An 18,023-nucleotide genomic window follows, 5' to 3' on the forward strand; every position below is an offset into this window, starting at 1 on the left:
CTCACTTACGTACGTCCATAATGTCAACTCGCACATTGTGATCGCTTAAAGCTTGCACAACAATGCGAATAGCATTAGCAGTACGACCGCCACGTCCAATAACGCGACCGATATCTTCAGGATTCACGCGCACGCGCAAAAGTTCGCCGCGAGCGTTTTCGTGAGAACGTACCGACACGTCATCTGGAAAATCCACGATGTTTTTAATGAGATGTTCCACAGCTTGAGCCAGCATAATTACTCAGCCTTTTCCTCGGCTTCAGCAGCTTCTGCTGGTGCTTCGGCTTCGGCTGGAGCTTCTTCAGCTTCGTTTGCGGCAGCTTCAGCAGCGGCCTGTGCCTTTGCGGCAGCTTCGGACTTTGCAGCCTTCAACTTCTGAGCTTCAGCTTCAACAGCTTCCACGCGAGCCTGTGCGTCTGGACCAGCCTCGGAAGTCTTCAAAGTGCCTTCAGCACCGTCAAGACCCTTGAACTTCTGCCAGTCACCAGTGATCTTCAAAAGCTTCAACACTGGTTCGGTTGGCTGTGCGCCAACGCCAAGCCAGTACTGTGCGCGCTCAGAATCAATCTGAATCATGGATGGCTGCTTGTTTGGATCGTAAACGCCGATCTCTTCGATGGACTGACCGTTACGCTTGTTGCGTGAATCAGAAATAACTACACGATAGAAGGCATAGAACTTCTTGCCGAGTCGCTTAAGACGAATCTTAGTTGCCAAAATGGCTCTCCTTGTAACTAGAGTCGTGGAATTTCGTTCGGGTGTGGGGCACTCCTTACGAGCTTCCACATGTTCCTCGCGTGGTCGGGAAGAGGGCGCCGATTCACACGAATAACTTACCTATTATGCCTTACTGCTTGGACGTTTTAGGCTATTAAATTTGGATGTTTTAGTCCATTGAATGTATTGGATACAGCGCGATTTCGGCTATATACGCAAGGTGATCGGTGCCGTCGATTTCCACGTTTTTATGCCACACGGCTTTAGCACGTAAGTTTTTTGCGCAAAATAGCACGTGATCTAGCGTAAGATTCGGCCACTTAAGCCACGTAGGCCATGTGCGAAGTCTATGCCCAAGCGAAATTGCAGAATCTGCGAATCCGGCTTTTATAAGCGTTCTAAAGCTCGGGTGGTCGATTGCTGAGTTCAAATCTCCCGTAAGAATTGTAAGAGTTGCTAATTCGGAAGATTGAGAATTTTTGGCGGTTTCTGTAGTTTTTGAAATTTCGTAAGTTTCGTGAGCTTCGTAAGTTGCGTGAGCTTCGTAAGTTGCGTGAGCTTCGTAAGTTGCGTGAGCTTCGTAAGTTGCGTGAGCTTCGTAAGTTTCTGCAGAATCTATAAGATTTGCAAGCGCGCGAATTCCCTCGCTCCAAGCTTTGCAACCTCGCATAGGAGACTTTGGATGCGCTGAAGCGAACTTTACAAAAACGTTTGCTGTCGCGTCAAAATCTAATCGCGTAGTAATGCTCGGCACACTTGCGGCCTCAATTTTTACGGAATTATTGCAAGTTGAAATAGCGGAATATTTAGTAAAAATCGCGTTAAATCCGCCGTTATTGTGCGCGCTTTGAGCACCTACGCAAGAAGTCGGAAAAATTTCGTAAATACCGAGTTTTTTAAGATTTTTTACTAAAGATTCGCTTAATTCTTGTAAAAGTAACGTATTTACGTTGTATTTTTTCGCGGTTTCGATTATTTGAGCAGCGCTTGCTTTTCCGTATCTGCAATTAAGCGTCATTACGCGTATTTTTTCCGGCGTTTGTTGCTGCGCGCTTCTAAATCTTCCAAACCAGTACGGCGCATACGACTTAATCGAAATCAAAAATAGTACCGCATAAGCAATGCATAAATATGCGTAAGATTGAGCGAAATTATACGATTGCGCTAATTTAGGCGCATAAAAATAATTCCACAAACTCGCGCCTAAACTAACAAAAAACAGCGCTCCAACAACATAAGTTGCAAGCGGTAGAAGCGCAATAATATACGGAAGTGGGTTATATTTATCCGCGCCGGCAGGCAGCCACCGAAGCAACTGCCAGCAAAGAAGCGCCGCAAATATAACCCACAGAATCGCTAACAGAAAACTCATCTTCCGAATAATCCGGCTAATCCGCCGCCGAAGTTAGGTGGAAGTTGATTATCTTGATTTGCGTCTTCCGAATTCATAAGCTCTTTAAGACCTTCCGGCAGATTCTGCATATTCGGCTGCTGCGGCTTTGCGAAAGCGGAGCCAGAAACGTCATTACTTCCACTTCCGGCAGATTCTCCCGAAAGCCTTTCGCGCAACGCGCGCTCCTCAGCCTCGCGGCGCATTGGATTTCCGGACTTTCCGCCCTTCTTCTTCGACTTTTTATCCTTGCGCTTCGACTTTCCGCCAGGGCCGCCAAATCCAGGCATTCCACCCATTCCAGGCATTCCAGCGCCACCGCTCATGCGCTTCATCATCTTCGCAGCCTGCTCAAAACGCTGCAAAAGCGCGTTAACTTGCGAAACGCTTACGCCAGAGCCAGCCGCAATGCGCGCGCGACGCGAGCCATCAATAATCTTCGTGTCCCTGCGCTCAGCCGGAGTCATGGAGCGAATAATCGCCTCCGTGCGGTCAATTTCCTTATCGTCAAACTGCTCAAGCTCCTGGCGGTGAGCGGCCATTCCTGGCATCATGCCCAAAAGCTTTTTCATTGATCCAAGCTTACGAACCTGCTGAAGCTGCTCCAAAAAGTCGTCTAAACCAAAGCTTCCTTCAGCAATCTTTTCGGCAGCTTTACGCGACTCTTCCTCATCAAATTGCTTCTGTGCGTGCTCAATAAGCGTTAAAATATCGCCCATGTCGAGGATTCTGGAAGCCATTCGATCCGGATGGAAAATCTCAAAATCCTTCAAACCTTCGCCTGTAGAAGCGAACAAAATCGGCTTTCCGGTAACGCTTGCAACCGAAAGTGCGGCACCGCCTCGAGCGTCGCCATCAAGCTTAGAAAGCACAACGCCCGTAAAGTTCACGCCGTCGTTAAACGCCTGAGCTGTGCGCACAGCGTCCTGGCCAATCATCGCGTCAATAACAAACAGCACTTCTTGAGGATTCACAGCGTCGCGAATATTTCGCGCCTGCTTCATCAACTCCTCGTCCACACCCAAGCGGCCGGCGGTATCAATAATCACCGTGTCGTACATTTTTTCGCGCGCATAATTAATAGAATCGCGCGCCACTTTAACCGGGTCGCCTTTAGTAAACCATGGCAAAGAGATTGCGCTTCCGCCATTTTGCACGCCTTTTTCCGGCGCAAAAACAGGAACTCCAGCGCGTTCGCCCACAACTTGCAACTGCGTAACAGCGTTCGGACGTTGCAAATCCGCAGCCACAAGCAAAGGAGTGTGCCCGGAATCCTTAAGCCAGTAGCCGAGCTTTCCGGCAAGCGTAGTTTTACCAGCGCCTTGCAAGCCAGCAAGCATAATCACAGTAGGCGGATACTTCGCAAAATTAAGCGGCCTATCAACGCCTGCGCCAAGCACCTGCGTCAACTCGTCGTTCACAATTTTCACAACTTGCTGAGCTGGATTAAGCGCCCTGGAGACTTCCTCGCCAAGTGCGCGCTCGCGAATTTTTGCTGTGAATGAGCGCACAACTTCCAGCGCCACGTCTGCGTCGAGAAGAGCGCGACGAATCTCGCGAATCGTGCCGTCAATATCCGATTCTGAAAGCTTGCCTTTACTGCGCAAATGCTTGAAAGCATTGGAAAGGCGGTCTGTTAATGAACTAAATGCTGCCATAATGTTTCCATTCTACCTGCTGTTACTAACGTTGCGTGATTGTTGATATTTTGGTTGCGTTTACTAACGTTGCGTTTACTAACGTTGCGTTTACTAACGTTGCGTTTTTATGCACTTATCGCTTACTTCAAATGCCACGAAGATCCTTGAGCTGCATCTTCAATCACAACTCCCGCATTATTTAGTGTGTCGCGAATCGCATCAGCTGTAGCAAAATCCTTCGCTTTTCGAGCATCCGCTCTAGCTTGAAGTTGCGAAGTAATTAAAGCGTCCAAAGCTGCGCTCTCTTTGCTATTCTTGCCGCTCTTGCCGCCTTCGCTTCCGTTTGCGCCTTCTGCAGAAGATTTTGCAGAAGCCCAAGGTTCGCCGTAAATATCCAATCCAAGAGTGTCCAACATAGCTCGCACTTGCAAAACCGCGGTGTATATCAGTTTTTGCGTTCCTTCGCTTTGTGCTTGCGAAGAGTCTTGTGCGCAATCGTCAAGAAGTGCATTTCCTTGTCGAATTGCTGTAAATATTGCTGCGTTTGCGCCAGAAACGTTAATATCGTCGTTCATTGCGCGCGTAAAATCTTCCGGAAGCGAGTCTGCGTCTACAGATTGCACTTCTTCTTGCGTTGGCGTTGTTTCAAGCAATCGTCCGGCTCGCTCAAGGAAGTTCGTAATGCGATCGTAAGCAGCTTTTGCTTCTACCAAAGCTTGATCCGACCATTCCAACATTGCGCGATATTGCACAGCTCCCAGCGCGTATCGCACAATCCAAGCCGAATTATTCGCCAAAACTGTTGGCACGGAAAGCCCATTTCCCAACGATTTGCTCATTTTTTCGCCTTTGGCTGTAACCCACGCGGAATGCATCCACACGTTCGCGCTTTTCCAGCCGGCGGCACGAGTTTGTGCCATCTCGTTTTCGTGATGCGGGAATCGCAAATCCAATCCGCCGCCGTGAATATCAAAATCGTCGCCAAGATAACGGTGGCTCATAGCCGAGCATTCAATATGCCAACCTGGACGACCCTCGCCAAAAGGCGTTTTCCAGCGCGCGTCCGGCTGATCGAAATCGCAAGGAGCTTTCCAAAGCGCAAAATCTCTAGGATCGTGCTTGTCTGGGGAAGCGTCGGCTGGGTCTGTTGGATTGTAAATATCGTTGCCGGCTGAGTCTACGCTTGGGCCTTTTGCATCCGCAATTGCGGACGCTTCGTCGCAACTATTTACATCACGATTTTGATTTTGGTGCGTAAGCTCGCCGTAATGCTCCCAACTTGGCACGTCAAAATAAACGTTGCCGGTAGGATTTCCGGCGCTGTCTTTAATAATGTAAGCGTGACCGCGCTCAATCAAACGCTCAATCAGCTCAATCATATCCGTAATATGCCCTGTAGCTCGCGGCTCAACAGTTGGCGGCAAAACGCCTAAAGTGTTGTAGGCTTCACTAAATTCGCGCTCGTAAATGTATGCGCGCTCCCACCAAGTTTGGCCTGCTTCGCTAGCTTTTTTCATGATTTTGTCGTCAATATCTGTGACGTTTCTAACGAACGTAACTTTGTAACCAAGACGTAGCATCCACCGGCGGATCACATCGAAGGCGATTGCTGCGCGAATGTGTCCAATATGCGGCGAGCTTTGCACGGTTGCGCCACATACGTACATTCCTACGCAGCCCGGTTTCGATGGCGTAAAAGCGTTGGTTGCGTGCGAGGCAGTGTTGTACAAGCGCAAGTTTTGTGCGGCTTTAGTAACTTTTGTAGTCTCTTCGTTCAAAGTCTTATTAAGCATAATTGCTATTATAAATGCTTCTTTATACTCAGAGTTACTTTGAGAAGTTGCATTTTGCGCTCCGGCTCTTTAGTTAGCGATACAATTATTGCGATTTGGTTTTAGATTTAGCTTTAGTAATCCAATTAGATTCATATCTATTACTTATCTATTACCTAGCTAGTTTTATTGTTCGTTATTGAAAGGAATATCATGGCTGAGATTTCATCTGCCCTTATGACGGACATGTACGAATATACAATGCTTGACGCTGCTCTTAAGGACGGCACTGCAAATCGCAAGTGCGTATTCGAAATTTTTACGCGTCACTTGCCGCAAGGTCGTCGCTACGGCGTTGTTGCCGGAATGGGCCGCATTTTGGAAGAATTGCGTAAGTTCCATCTTTCGGAAGATGATTTGCGTTTCTTAAGTGATCGCAAAATTGTTAGCGCCGAAACTATTAAATGGCTGGAAAATTTCCGATTCCACGGTAAAATTTCCGGTTATCGCGAAGGTGAGATGTTCTTCCCAGATTCGCCGATTTTGCAAGTAGAAGGCACTTTTGGTGAGTGCACTTTGCTTGAAACTTTGCTTCTTTCCGTGCTTAATTACGATTGCGCAGTTGCGTCTGCTGCAGCTCGCATGGTTTCTGCTTCCGCAGGACGCCCTTGCATGGATATGGGCGGCCGCCGCACGAACGAATATTCGGCAGTTGCTGCATCTCGTGCCGCAGTAATTGGCGGTTTTAAGGGAACTGCAAACCTGTTGGCTGCAAAACTTTACGGCTTGAAGGCAATCGGCACAGCAGCTCACTGCTTTACTCTTGTGCACGACACAGAGCGCGACGCTTTTACTTCCCAAATTGCCGCTCTTGGAAAGGGCACTACGCTTCTTGTTGATACTTACAACATTGAAGAAGCTGTAAAAACCGCTGTTGAAGTTGCAGGGCCGGAGCTTGGCGGAATTCGTATTGATTCTGGAGATTTGTGCGTTTTGGCTCGTCGCGTTAGAAATCAGCTTGACGATTTGGGTGCTAAGAACACGAAGATTACAGTTACGAACGATTTGGACGAGTACGCGCTTGCGTCCTTACAAAACGCGCCTGTGGATTCTTATGGAATTGGCACAATGCTTGTAACAGGCTCTGGCGCTCCAACTTGCGCAATGGTTTATAAGCTTACTGAGCGCGAAGGTGCGGATGGCGTAATGAAGCCTGTTGCGAAGAAGTCGAAGAATAAGGCGACTGTTCCTGGACGCAAGTTGGCGTATCGCTCTTACGATTACAGCAACGATTCTTGCGGTGTAGCTGATTTAGAGCGCGTAATTTCCGGTTCGGAAGTTGCGCTTCGTCAGTTTAAGCCTGAAGATTCGTGGGAGAATTTGCTGGTTGATTACATGGTTGACGGTGAAGATGACGAGCAATATATGGGTCACGACGCGATTATGCGTGCTCAAGATTATTGCGCTCGCCAGTTGCAGCGTTTGCCGTTAGCTGCGCAAAGTTTGATGCGCGGAGATCCTGCAATTCCAACCGAAATTCACGTTTTGTAACTTGCGTATTTTGTAGGTTACGTAATTTGTAACTTGCGTATTTTGTAAGTTACGCATTTAAAAAAGCCTGGCTGTTAAAGTCAGGCTTTTAAATTTAAAAATCAAGTTTTTTAAAAGTCAAGTTTTTTAAAAACCGAGCTTGCCAATTTCCTCGTAAATTCGTTTGCACTCTGGGCACACAGGGTAGTCGTTTGCTTCTCTGCGAGGAATCCACACTTTTCCGCACAAAGCGACTACTGGTCGGCCAGTTAAGCGCGATTCTTCAACGCGATCTTTAGAAACGTAATGTGCAAAACGGTCGGCATTTCCGCCGTCATCTAAGCGCGCATCTTCTTCGACTTCCGGACGCTCCAAAACGGAAGTGCTAGTGCCGGATGTGGAGTCAGGCTCAGTGGATTGCGAATCTGCTTCCATAGTTGCATCAAGTGCGCTATTTGCTAATAAAGTTGAAAACATAATCGAATCCCTTTCAAAATCAAATGCAAAACGAATTCCGCGTCAATTTCACTTAACCCAAGCATAAAGCATTATCGCAACAAAATCACCTAAAAAATTATTATAAAACGCATTATTTTGTCGCATATTTTTTACTCTTAGGTAAATGGGTGATACTCTAAAAGCATGACTATAGCTGTGTGCCCCGGCTCGTATGATCCAGTCACTGCCGGCCATTTAGACGTAATACAACGTTGTACGCATTTATTTGATGAAGTACATGTGCTAGTTGCGGTTAATGCTGCGAAGACGCCGTTATTTTCCGAAGACGAGCGCGTGAACATTATTAAAGAAGCTGTGCGCGATTTGCAAAAATCGAATAATACTTGCGCAAGTAGTAAAGCTTGCGAAAGTAGCGAAAGTAGCGCAAGTGCTGCAAGTTGCGGAAAAATAGTAGTTGCATCAACATCCGGCTTAATTACGGACTATTGCACAAAAGTTGGCGCAACTACAATCGTAAAAGGCTTGCGTCAAAACGGTGACTACGAAGCTGAGCTTGGTATGGCTTTAGTAAATCGCAAATTAGCAGGTATTGAAACGCTTTTCTTACCGGCGGACCCTATACTTGAGCATGTATCAAGTTCTGTAGTAAAAGATGTGGCGCGTCACGGGGGAAACGTTACTGGTATGGTTCCAGATAACGTAATACCCTTATTACAGAAGCTTTTTATTGAGCAATCGTCAAATCAAAACAATAATTCAGACACACTGAACAATTGAGACAGGAGAGCAGAGGATGACTAATAAGAATAGTAGCGATATGAAGGATATTGCTGGTCTACCTGCAGAGGCTGACGACACAATGGAGCGCGAAGTGCATGTTGAGCGGAATCAAAAGTTGCCGCTGCATCCAGTGATTGCTGATGATGAAGATGCTCAAGATAATCTTTCGGTTTCTAAGCAGGATGATTTGATAGCTGGCGCTGGTGCTGATAGTGCAGGTAGTGCTGCTGGTGACGATAGCTACGATGCTGATAATACTGAAACTTCTGCAGTTGCAGCATTTGGAAATTCTGCAGATTTGGCAGATTCTCAAGCTGCAAGTAACGCAAGTAACGCAAGTAGCGCAAGTGCTGGTGCTGCTAGTAACGCTGGTACTAAATCAACTTCAGCAGCATCAATCTCATCGTTCCCTCTTCCAGATTTGCGCGAGCGCGAAGACGGCGGCGCAATCAATTTTGAAGAAGATGAGCCAGCTTCGTCAAAAATTAATTCTGATACAGTTAGCGAAGAAGTTCGTTCAAAAAGTCGCGCAGAATTTACCACAGTTTACGACATTATTGACGCGATGGAAACGACGCTGTCGGAAGCAAAAAACGTTCTGTTTGCGCCGGGCATGGTAAAAATTGATCGCGATGATTTTGTAGATCAATTAGCTCGCTTAAAAGATATGCTTCCTGTGCAATTGGAGCGCGCTTCAGCGTTAATGCGCGAAGCAGAGCGTAGGCTTCGTACTGCTCAATCGCAAGCAAATTCTATTGTTTCTTCTGCACAATCTCAAGCTGCGGAAATAATTGACGAAGCGCAAGAACGTGCGCAATTCTTGGCAGGTCAAGAAAACGTTACGGCTTTGGCAAAGCAAAAGGCGCGCAATATTCTTTCTGACGCGCAAGCAAAGTCCGATAAGCTCACTCAAGGTGCGGATCAGTATTGCGCAACTGTTATGGAAGGTCTAAAGCAACAGCTCGATAAGCTAGAGCAGGACGTTCAAGCAGGACAGCGCGTATTGGAAGATCGCCGACGTGCTGCAGCGCATGTGCAAAACGATATTAGCGAATCATTGTATGAAGATACTGACAACGACGAAAGGAATGAGTAATGACTTCGCATCCTTCCCAATCACCATGGGCTGTTCCAGTTGCGCAAATGGCTGCGCGAGCTGGTAGTAGCATGTCATTGCACCGCGCTTTTCCAGCTCCGGAAGGTATTGGAGATTGCGTTATTGGCGTAAAACCAGGCAGTGACGTTATGGTTGATGGCGATTTTGATGCTGTGGTTGATGGCTTAATGTTTCAGGGGAGTATTACAGCTCCTGTGCATGCGGAATGCACGCGCTGCTTGATGCCACTTCGCCGCGATTGGAAAGTTGATGTTTGCGTATTCTTCCCTTATGTGGACGAGCGCTCGCAACGTGCGGATAATCGCAAGAACGGCAAAGATGTTGACGAAGACGAGTCGCAAATTTGGGATGAAAACGATGAGTCTGGGAATGTGTATCCGCTAGTTGGTGGCGGCGATTTTGCGGATATTGAGGCGCTTATTCGAGATACGATGGTTAGCGAGTTGCCGCTTCAGCCGCTGTGCGAGCCGGATTGCCGCGGACTTTGCCCGCAGTGCGGTGAGAATTTGAACGAGAATCCGGAGCATCATCACGACGTTACGGATATTCGATTTGCGGCTTTGGAAGGATTAAAAGCGCAGCTTGAGAAATCTGAAAAACAAAATTAATTGCGGGCGTTTGCGCGACGACCTGATTTTGCACTAATAGCGTGGGACGAGTTCTTGTTTAATGTGGCGCGAGTTTTGGGGGATTTCTCTCCTCGCAAGTTCCCGTCCTTCGTCGCTTTGGCTGTTATAGGCTTTTTATGTCTGCTTTGTTCTTAAAGAATGTTGCTTCCTCAGTCCTCTTTTATTGCTCGTAGAGAAATCCCCCAAACTCTGCGTGTTTAATCTTTAATAACCGTGTTTTATCGCAGAGATTTTTCGATTTTTCTTCTTCGCTCGGCTTGTCAGCAGCCTTCGGCTCTGACGTCCGCCTTCGTTCAGTGCGAAAAATCTCAAATCTCACCTCGCTAATATTCCTTCAATTAAGCTGCGGGTGTGTGCGTAGGTATGAGTGCCTGGCGTGATGTGTGCAGCAGCACGGATTCTAGTGTTCTTTAAGCAACAAGTAATCACCGTTCGCAGAAGCATTACTGCAAAGCCTCAGGAACATTTACGGGAAAATTCCCGGAGTTTGTAGCTGCGTCAGCCGTTTTGTGGAACATTTTCGGGAGAATTGTACGGCGCTTGCTGTAATATACAGAACGCTTAAGCTCAATCGATTGAACGAAATAGAGGAAAAATTATGGCACTGCCTAAATACAAGACCTCGCGTGCTAATACGCATTCGCGTCGCGCTAATTGGAAGGCGTCTGCCGTGCAGACTGTGACTTGCCCGAACTGCGGTTCTGAGGCATTCCCACACATGGCTTGCCCATCCTGCGGAACTTTCCGCGGCCGCGTTTATCGCGAAGCTATTCGCTCCGCACACAACAAGTAGGTTGTATTTATAAAAACCCTGCCATCGACGGGTGGCAGGGTTTCTTTTTATTTACGCGCGTCGAGTACGTGCCACGCGACTTCTGCGGCGGCGAGTTGCGCTTTGCGTTTGCTAGATCCGCTCCCAACACCCAGCACTTCGTCGCCATCATCATTCGCCAAAACCGCGCGCGCTTCAAAAACTAGAGCATATTCCGGCCCAGAAACCGACATACGATACTCCGGATCCGCCAAACCCATATCGTGCGCTTTAACAGTAAGCGAAGTCTTCCAATCAAGCGCCGGGCCTTCCGTAAGCACTTCCGCCAAAGTATCATCAATCAAACGATGCACCACCGCGCGCGCTTCATCAATACCGTGCTCTACGAAAGTCGCACCAATAAGCGCCTCAACAATATCGCAAAGAATCGAATCCTTATTACTTCCGCCTTGCTCCATTTCGCCGCGGCCAAGCAAAATATACGGTCCAACATGCAATTTTTCGCGCGCAACAGCAGAAAGCGCCCATTCAGACACAGCTTTCGCTCGCATTTTTGCAAGCTGCCCTTCCGTCATGTCTGGATGCGCAGAAAATAGCGTTTCTGTAGAAACCAACTCAAGCACAGCATCTCCCAAAAACTCGAGTCGCTCATAATTGCGCGTACCCGGATGCTCATGCGAAAACGAGCGATGCGTAAGTGCTTCAACCAAAAGATCTGGCGAAATTGTTGTGCCTAAAGCGCTTAAAAGTTCCTGCGTTGGATCCCCGGCGCGAGCCTCGCCGTCATCTAATCTTAAAACTCCGCTTGCAATATTTTCCGTCATAGCTTCGTGCTGATTTTCTTGATTATTTTGATTCTTCATAACAGCACTATTATAGTCCACATTGCCAACACGCACGCTTTTAGATTAGCTTAGATTAAATCAGATTAAATCTGTTCGTATAAGTCTGCAGCTATATTTGTGCATTATGCCTACGTATGATTTGGGATTAGAACGAGTTTCGCTAGAATTTGCTACAAAAACGATTTTTACTGACGTTACGCAAGGTGTTTTTGAAGGCGACAGAATTGGTATTGTTGGTAAAAATGGTGACGGAAAGTCAACGCTACTTCGTCTTCTTTCAGGGCATATTAAGCCTGATTCCGGGCGCGTAACTAAGCGCGGCGGTCTTACTTTTGGCATACTCGATCAGCGCGATCCTTTAAATGACAACGATACTGTGCGCGAGGCTGCGTTGGAAAATCGCGAAGATTACGAGTGGGCTGCAGATACGCGCTCGCGCGAAATCGTAGAGGCTCTTCTTGGCGGAATCAATTTGGAAGCGAAAATTGGTACGCTTTCCGGCGGCCAGCGTAGGCGCGCGGATTTGGCAAGATTGCTTCTTCACGACTGGGATATTTTGGCTTTGGACGAGCCTACTAACCACTTGGATGTGGTGACGATTCACTGGCTTGCTGAGCACTTGCTTCACCGTTGGCAGGATGGTCAGGGCGCGCTTTTGATTGTGACGCACGACCGTTGGTTTTTGGATGAAGTTTGCACGTCTATGTGGGAAGTTCATGACGGCGTTATTGATCCGTTCGAAGGTGGCTACAGCGCTTACATGCTTCAGCGAGTTGAGCGCGAGCGTCAGGCGGATGTGCGCGAGGAGCGTCGCAGAAATTTGGCGCGTAAAGAGTTGGCCTGGCTTTCACGCGGCGCTCGTGCGCGTTCAACTAAGCAGAAGTTCCACGTAAAGCAGGCGCGCGAGCTTATTGCAGACGTGCCGCCAATGCGCGATACTTTGGAATTGAAGAAAATGGCAACTTCGCGTCTTGGTAAGCAAGTTGTTGATTTGATTGATGTTACGCAAATTTTTGACGATGCTAATCAACTAAAAAATATTGATCCAGATATTGCGGAAAGCGCCGGTACTACAGAAAGTGCCGTTACTTCGGAAAGCGCCGGTACTGCGGAAAAATCAAATAAAGTCGACATTGTAGAATCTGCTTTTGCGCAACCAACTCACGTAGGAAGCGTTACGATTGCAGTCGACGAAAATCAAGAAAACTTTTACGAAGAAAATCTGGAAACTGCGGCAGCAGAACGAAAAACTATTACAGGCCGCATGATTCTCGACGATGCAACATGGCTAATAGGACCAGGAGATCGTTTCGGAATTGTTGGCGCAAACGGTGCCGGAAAATCAACGCTATTAAGCATTATTGACGGCTCGTTAAAACCTACTGTTGGCCGCGTGAATATTGGTAAAACCGTAAAATTTGCGGTACTTTCGCAGCGTTTGGAAGAGCTTGAAAAGCTTGGAAAATATAAGGTTAAGGAAGTTTTAAGCAGATACAAGCCAAGTTACATTATTGACGGCAAGGAAGTAACTCCTGGCCAGCTTATGGAGCGTCTTGGTTTTAAGCCGGAACAGCTTATGACGCCGATTGCGGATCTTTCGGGCGGTCAAAAACGACGTATGCAATTGCTTTTGATTCTTCTAAACGAGCCGAATGTGCTTATTATGGACGAGCCTGGAAACGATCTCGACACCGATATGCTCGCTGTTATGGAAGATTTGCTTGACACGTGGCCTGGCACGCTGATTGTGGTTTCGCACGATCGCTATTTGCTTGAGCGCGTAACTGATCAGCAGTTTGCGCTTATTGACGGCAAAATCCGTCATCTTCCGGGCGGCGTGGACGAGTATTTGCAGATTGTAGAAAAATTGCAACGCGAGCACGAAAATAATATTAATTCTGCAAAAACTAAAAATGGTAGCGAAAATAGAGAAAATAGCGAAAGTAGCGAAAGTAGCGTAATAAATTCAGCACTTGCAGAAAGTGCTGTAAGTAGTGCAAGCGCAGAAGGTGCGGAAGGTGCAGCTTCAGCAAGCGCGGCTTCAGCAAGCGCGCCGAAACTAACTGGCAAAGCGTATCACGACGCAACTAGACGCGTGGCAGCAATCGAGCGAAAACTTGCAAAACTTGAAGATCAAAAATCAAATATTGAATCGCAAATGGCTTCTCACGATCCAAGCGACTTCGTAGGATTGCAAGCTCTTAACGAAGAATTGCAACAAAATGCGAAAGAAACTAGCGATCTTGAAGAAGAGTGGATGGAACTTTCTGAGCAGCTGTAGCGATTTAGAAGATAACTGCCACGTGCTAAATTTGTGAATTATGACTCAAATCAAGGATATGTTGGAATCTGTTAAAACTATTCGTGTTGATGGTCGCGCTGTTGACGAGCTTCGTCCAGTGCGAATAACCCGTAAATTTACTGACGTTCCTGAAGGCTCTGTTTTAATTGAGTGCGGCAATACGCGCGTTATGTGCACCGCAACTTTTACGGTCGGCGTTCCTCGTTGGCGTAGAGATTCTGGTTTGGGCTGGGTAACAGCTGAATATTCGATGCTTCCTAGAGCTACGGCTGAGCGTACTGATCGCGAATCTGTGCGCGGAAAAATAGGAGGCCGCACGCATGAAATCAGCCGTCTTATTGGACGTTGCTTGCGTGGAGTTGTGGATATGAAGGCAATGGGTGAGTGCCAAATTCAAATCGACTGTGATGTTTTGCAAGCAGATGGCGGAACTCGCACGGCTTCTGTAACAGGCGCTTACGTGGCTTTGGTAGATGCGCTTAATTGGGCGGAAAAGAATGGTCATATTCGTTCCGCTTCAAGCGTTATTAAGGATTCTATTTCAGCTGTTTCTGTGGGCGTTATTAACGGCACACCTATGCTTGATTTGCCTTATGTTGAAGACAGCCAAGCTATGACAGACATGAATGTAGCTATGACTGGTTCCGGCACATTTATTGAAATTCAAGGCACTGCTGAGCATCGTCCGTTTAATCGCAGCGAATTAAATACTTTGCTTGATTTAGCGACTAAAGGTAATCTCGAGTTGCAGGCGGCGCAAAAAGAAGCTTTAGCGAAATAGCAAGTAGTGAATAGCTAAATAGCGCGTAGCGAAATAGCGCGTAGCGAAATAGCACGTAGCGAAATAGTAAATAACTAAATAATAAATAGCAAGTAGATAGACTGAAGGAGAGCGGGCGTGAAGCTTGTTGTGGCAACACATAATGAGGGAAAACTCGTTGAAATTAAGCGTATTTTAAAAGAGCAGTTGGCGCAATTAGCGGATCAGTTTGAGCTAGTTACTGCCGGGTCGCTTGGTTTGCCAGATCCAGTAGAAACAGGGGTTACTTTTGAGCAGAATGCGTTGCTTAAGGCTCGCGATGTTGCTTCAAGAACTGGTTACCCGGCTATTGCGGATGATTCGGGCATTATTGTTGATGTTCTTGGCGCGGCTCCTGGAATTTTGTCTGCTAGGTGGAGTGGAGTTCACGGAGACGATAAAGCTAATAATGCGCTTCTTCTTCGCCAAATTGAGGATATTCCAGATCGATTCCGCACAGCGCGCTTTCGTTGCGCTGCCGCTCTAGCTATTCCTGACGATTGCAGTGAAGTGCCAGAAGGTAGCGTTATGTCTCACACGCGCGGATTCGAAACTGTGCGAGTTGGTGAGATGATTGGGCATTTGATTCGCCAAGAGCGTGGAAATAACGGTTTTGGTTACGATCCGCTTTTTGTGCCGGATGAGCAGCCTATTCGCGACGGTGTGCAAATGGAAGGTTTGACTAGCGCTGAATTAACTAAGGAAGAAAAGGACGCTATCTCTCACCGTGGGTACGCTTTGCGCGCGCTTTTGCCGGAATTGCGGGCGCTGTTTATTACGGAGTAAGCGCAACGGAATAAGCGAATAAGCGCAAAGTAATAAGCGCAACGTAATAAGCGCAACGGAATAATCAAAATCTCGTGCGCGAGATGGGACTTGAACCCACACGTCGTAAGACACAGGAACCTAAATCCTGCGCGTCTACCATTTCGCCACTCGCGCATACGACTTATACAAAATAATTTATATAAATATGTAATTTTATATAAAATAATCGAGCGTGTAATACAAAAGAGGAATTAACACGCTCGAATAAGTCGAGAGCCGCTTGACAGAATCGAACTGTCGACCTTCTCATTACGAGGGAGACGCTCTACCGACTGAGCTAAAGCGGCATGTTGCCCGAGACGCATTCGCGACTCGCGCACAAATCAATAACTATATATCATATTCTTGAATTTGTCCAATGGGCGCGCCGTACAACAGGTAACTCTCCAAATGTGCGCAACTTTTCTCGCGTTTGGAGCGTTTAGTCCTCCGTAACTCTCCAAATGTGGGGTAGGTTGCGCGCGTTTGGAGCGTTTAGTTCTCCGTAACTCTCCAAATGTGGGGTAGGTTGCGCGCGTTTGGAGCGTTTAGTTCTCCGTAACTCTCCAAATGTGGGGTAGGTTGCGCGCGTTTGGAGTGCAGCACATAAATTTTATGCGCGAATCATCAGTATTTTTTGTGTTCGTTTTTGTGTTCGGCTTCGCGTGTTTCTGTCTGCTTTTGTGAGTATCTTGTGAATTGGATGATAGTGACGATTGCTGTCACGTCAGTTAGAGAAATGAAAGGACCAAAACAAATGGCCATCAATCCGCCAGTTGACGCCGTAAAAACCCCAGAATGGGCTGCATTGCAGAAGCATTACGACGAGTTGCAGGCTGAAGGCGTCTGCTTGAAGAAGTGGTTTGCAGAGGATGCAAATCGTGTGGATAAGTTGAGCTTCGAAGCTGGTGATCTCCACTTCGATCTTTCTAAGAATTTGATTAAGCCAGAAACTCTTAAGCTTTTTGCCGACTTAGCAAAGGCTGTAAAGCTCGATGAGCGTACTAAGGCAATGTACACCGGCGTGCACATTAATAATACTGAGGATCGTGCAGTGTTGCACACTGCTTTGCGTCGTCCAGCTGAGGACGCAGGCAAGTTTATGGTTGACGGTCAGGACACCGTTGCCGACGTTCGCGAAGTATTAGGCCGCATTTACGATTTCGCCAACAAGGTTCGCTCCGGCGAATGGAAGGGCGTTACTGGCAAGACCATTAAGACTGTTGTTAACATTGGTATCGGCGGTTCCGACTTGGGTCCGGTTATGGTTTACGAAGCTTTGAAGCCATACGCCGACGCTGGTATTAGCGCTCGCTACGTTTCTAACATTGATCCAAACGATATGGCCGAAAAGACCAAGGATTTGGATCCAGAAACCACTTTGTTCATTATTGTTTCCAAGACTTTCACCACTTTGGAGACTTTGACCAACGCTCGTACCGCTCGTACTTGGTTGCTTAACAAGCTTCAAGAGTCCGGTGCTATTGACGGCTCCGACGCAAAGAAGGCTGAAGCTGTTGCTAAGCACTTCGTGGCTGTTTCCACCAACCTCGAGAAGGTTGAAGAGTTCGGCATTAACCCAACCAACGCCTTTGGCTTCTGGAACTGGGTTGGCGGCCGCTACTCTGTGGATTCCGCTGTTGGTACTTCTTTGGCTGTGGTTCTTGGACCTGAGCGTTTCGAAGAGTTCTTGCACGGCTTCCATGCAATCGACACTTACTTCGCTGAAACACCATTCGAGAAGAATGTTGTGGTTCTTCTTGGTATGCTCAACGTTTGGTACCGCAACTTCTACAAGGTTGCTTCCCACGCTGTGCTTCCATACGACCAGTACTTGCACCGCTTCCCAGCTTATTTGCAGCAGCTCACCATGGAATCCAACGGTAAGTCTGTGCGCTGGGACGGCACTCCTGTAACCAGCGAAACCGGCGAAATCTTCTGGGGCGAGCCAGGCACCAACGGCCAGCACGCTTTCTACCAGTTGATTCACCAGGGCACTCAGCTTATTCCAGCTGATTTCATTGCTTTCGTGAACACGCCAAATCCTACGAAGGATGGCGATCAGGACGTGCACGAGCTCTTCTTGGGCAACTATCTTGCACAGACCAAGGCTCTTGCTTTCGGTAAGACTGCAGACGAAGTTCGCGCTGAAGGTACTCCAGAAGAGATTGTTCCAGCTCGCGTATTTAGCGGCAACCGTCCAACCACTTCCATCTTTGGTGATGCTTTGACTCCATTCAGCTTGGGCGAGCTTATTGCTCTCTACGAGCACATTACTTTCGTTGAAGGTACTGTGTGGGGCTTGGATTCCTACGATCAGTGGGGTGTGGAGCTTGGCAAGCAGCTTGCAAAGCAGATTACTCCTGCAATCTCTAAGGATGATGAAGCTTTGGCAGCTCAGGATGCTTCTACCAAGAGCTTGATTCGCTTCTACCGCGCACATCGCAAGTAATTGCAAATAGCT

General features: G+C 47.5%; 16 protein-coding genes and 2 tRNA genes. 9 read left to right on the forward strand and 9 right to left on the reverse strand.

Going from position 1 to position 18,023, the window contains the following annotated elements:
• Nucleotide 1: 1 nt before the first annotated feature.
• From ACTJLE_RS03600 to cysS, 5 genes are all read right to left on the reverse strand, one after another.
• A complete protein-coding gene (locus ACTJLE_RS03600; RefSeq protein ID WP_119486901.1) occupies nt 2–235 on the reverse strand; it encodes an RNA-binding protein in 234 nt (77 codons plus the stop codon).
• Nucleotides 236–237: 2 nt separating this feature from the next.
• On the reverse strand, nt 238–717 hold the full coding sequence (gene rpsP, locus ACTJLE_RS03605; RefSeq protein ID WP_481267462.1) for a 30S ribosomal protein S16: 480 nt from the start codon (nt 715–717) through the stop codon (nt 238–240).
• Between the two features lie 169 nt (nt 718–886).
• Nucleotides 887–2,089 carry an endonuclease/exonuclease/phosphatase family protein gene (locus tag ACTJLE_RS03610; RefSeq protein ID WP_481267463.1) on the reverse strand — a complete coding sequence of 401 codons (1,203 nt, stop codon included), beginning with the start codon at nt 2,087–2,089 and terminating at the stop codon, nt 887–889.
• Complete coding sequence (gene ffh / locus ACTJLE_RS03615) at nt 2,086–3,765, reverse strand: signal recognition particle protein (RefSeq protein WP_481267464.1); 1,680 nt, start codon at nt 3,763–3,765, stop codon at nt 2,086–2,088. Before ffh ends, ACTJLE_RS03610 begins: the two co-directional genes overlap by 4 nt.
• A 122-nt stretch (nt 3,766–3,887) precedes the next feature.
• On the reverse strand, nt 3,888–5,540 hold the full coding sequence (cysS, locus tag ACTJLE_RS03620; RefSeq protein ID WP_481267465.1) for a cysteine--tRNA ligase: 1,653 nt from the start codon (nt 5,538–5,540) through the stop codon (nt 3,888–3,890).
• Nucleotides 5,541–5,732: 192 nt separating this feature from the next.
• Between cysS and ACTJLE_RS03625 the strand changes: the two genes are divergently transcribed.
• Nucleotides 5,733–7,070, forward strand: coding sequence for a nicotinate phosphoribosyltransferase (locus tag ACTJLE_RS03625; protein WP_481267466.1), 1,338 nt, complete (start codon nt 5,733–5,735; stop codon nt 7,068–7,070).
• 126 nt (nt 7,071–7,196) lie between these two features.
• On the opposite strand, the gene ACTJLE_RS03630 is transcribed toward ACTJLE_RS03625, so the two are convergent.
• Nucleotides 7,197–7,526, reverse strand: a complete 330-nt coding sequence (locus ACTJLE_RS03630; RefSeq protein WP_481267467.1) for a DUF3039 domain-containing protein — start codon at nt 7,524–7,526, stop codon at nt 7,197–7,199.
• 165 nt (nt 7,527–7,691) lie between these two features.
• Here ACTJLE_RS03630 and coaD point away from each other — a divergent pair, with 165 nt between their 5' ends.
• The 4 genes from coaD (at nt 7,692) to rpmF (ending at nt 10,827) form a co-directional block, all read left to right on the forward strand.
• Nucleotides 7,692–8,285, forward strand: a complete 594-nt coding sequence (gene coaD / locus ACTJLE_RS03635; protein ID WP_481267468.1) for a pantetheine-phosphate adenylyltransferase — start codon at nt 7,692–7,694, stop codon at nt 8,283–8,285.
• 16 nt (nt 8,286–8,301) lie between these two features.
• A complete protein-coding gene (locus ACTJLE_RS03640) occupies nt 8,302–9,384 on the forward strand; it encodes a hypothetical protein (protein ID WP_481267469.1) in 1,083 nt (360 codons plus the stop codon).
• Complete coding sequence (locus ACTJLE_RS03645) at nt 9,384–10,013, forward strand: YceD family protein (protein ID WP_481267470.1); 630 nt, start codon at nt 9,384–9,386, stop codon at nt 10,011–10,013. Before ACTJLE_RS03640 ends, ACTJLE_RS03645 begins: the two co-directional genes overlap by 1 nt.
• A gap of 619 nt (nt 10,014–10,632) precedes the next feature.
• Nucleotides 10,633–10,827, forward strand: coding sequence for a 50S ribosomal protein L32 (rpmF, locus tag ACTJLE_RS03650; protein WP_119486891.1), 195 nt, complete (start codon nt 10,633–10,635; stop codon nt 10,825–10,827).
• Between the two features lie 47 nt (nt 10,828–10,874).
• On the opposite strand, the gene rnc is transcribed toward rpmF, so the two are convergent.
• On the reverse strand, nt 10,875–11,669 hold the full coding sequence (gene rnc / locus ACTJLE_RS03655) for a ribonuclease III (RefSeq protein ID WP_481267471.1): 795 nt from the start codon (nt 11,667–11,669) through the stop codon (nt 10,875–10,877).
• A 106-nt stretch (nt 11,670–11,775) separates the two neighbouring features.
• Here rnc and ACTJLE_RS03660 point away from each other — a divergent pair, with 106 nt between their 5' ends.
• The 3 genes from ACTJLE_RS03660 (at nt 11,776) to ACTJLE_RS03670 (ending at nt 15,538) form a co-directional block, all read left to right on the forward strand.
• Nucleotides 11,776–13,932, forward strand: coding sequence for an ABC-F family ATP-binding cassette domain-containing protein (locus tag ACTJLE_RS03660; RefSeq protein WP_481267472.1), 2,157 nt, complete (start codon nt 11,776–11,778; stop codon nt 13,930–13,932).
• Between the two features lie 40 nt (nt 13,933–13,972).
• On the forward strand, nt 13,973–14,734 hold the full coding sequence (gene rph / locus ACTJLE_RS03665; protein ID WP_481267473.1) for a ribonuclease PH: 762 nt from the start codon (nt 13,973–13,975) through the stop codon (nt 14,732–14,734).
• Between the two features lie 117 nt (nt 14,735–14,851).
• Nucleotides 14,852–15,538 (forward strand): non-canonical purine NTP pyrophosphatase, encoded by a 687-nt coding sequence (locus tag ACTJLE_RS03670; protein ID WP_481267474.1) that lies wholly within the window; start codon nt 14,852–14,854, stop codon nt 15,536–15,538.
• A 75-nt stretch (nt 15,539–15,613) separates the two neighbouring features.
• Here the strand turns inward: ACTJLE_RS03670 and ACTJLE_RS03675 are convergent.
• Nucleotides 15,614–15,694, reverse strand: a tRNA-Leu gene (locus tag ACTJLE_RS03675).
• A gap of 100 nt (nt 15,695–15,794) precedes the next feature.
• Nucleotides 15,795–15,867, reverse strand: a tRNA-Thr gene (locus ACTJLE_RS03680).
• Between the two features lie 449 nt (nt 15,868–16,316).
• On the opposite strand from ACTJLE_RS03680, the gene pgi reads away from it, so the two are divergent.
• The gene (gene pgi, locus ACTJLE_RS03685) at nt 16,317–18,011 is read left to right on the forward strand and encodes a glucose-6-phosphate isomerase (protein ID WP_481267511.1); all 1,695 of its coding nucleotides are present in this window, start codon (nt 16,317–16,319) and stop codon (nt 18,009–18,011) included.
• The last annotated feature ends 12 nt before the right edge of the window (nt 18,012–18,023 follow it).

The organism is Gardnerella sp. CCPDSM (genome assembly GCF_056754715.1).

Coding starts and splice junctions, on each gene's coding strand:
- ACTJLE_RS03625 (WP_481267466.1), top strand. CDS start 5,733: ATGGCTGAGATTTCATCTGCCCTTATGACGGACATGTACGAATATACA.
- rph (WP_481267473.1), top strand. CDS start 13,973: ATGACTCAAATCAAGGATATGTTGGAATCTGTTAAAACTATTCGTGTT.
- rpmF (WP_119486891.1), top strand. CDS start 10,633: ATGGCACTGCCTAAATACAAGACCTCGCGTGCTAATACGCATTCGCGT.
- ACTJLE_RS03610 (WP_481267463.1), bottom strand. CDS start 2,089: ATGAGTTTTCTGTTAGCGATTCTGTGGGTTATATTTGCGGCGCTTCTT.
- pgi (WP_481267511.1), top strand. CDS start 16,317: ATGGCCATCAATCCGCCAGTTGACGCCGTAAAAACCCCAGAATGGGCT.
- ACTJLE_RS03640 (WP_481267469.1), top strand. CDS start 8,302: ATGACTAATAAGAATAGTAGCGATATGAAGGATATTGCTGGTCTACCT.
- ACTJLE_RS03600 (WP_119486901.1), bottom strand. CDS start 235: ATGCTGGCTCAAGCTGTGGAACATCTCATTAAAAACATCGTGGATTTT.
- ACTJLE_RS03660 (WP_481267472.1), top strand. CDS start 11,776: ATGCCTACGTATGATTTGGGATTAGAACGAGTTTCGCTAGAATTTGCT.
- rnc (WP_481267471.1), bottom strand. CDS start 11,669: ATGAAGAATCAAAATAATCAAGAAAATCAGCACGAAGCTATGACGGAA.
- ACTJLE_RS03630 (WP_481267467.1), bottom strand. CDS start 7,526: ATGTTTTCAACTTTATTAGCAAATAGCGCACTTGATGCAACTATGGAA.
- ffh (WP_481267464.1), bottom strand. CDS start 3,765: ATGGCAGCATTTAGTTCATTAACAGACCGCCTTTCCAATGCTTTCAAG.
- coaD (WP_481267468.1), top strand. CDS start 7,692: ATGACTATAGCTGTGTGCCCCGGCTCGTATGATCCAGTCACTGCCGGC.
- cysS (WP_481267465.1), bottom strand. CDS start 5,540: ATGCTTAATAAGACTTTGAACGAAGAGACTACAAAAGTTACTAAAGCC.
- ACTJLE_RS03645 (WP_481267470.1), top strand. CDS start 9,384: ATGACTTCGCATCCTTCCCAATCACCATGGGCTGTTCCAGTTGCGCAA.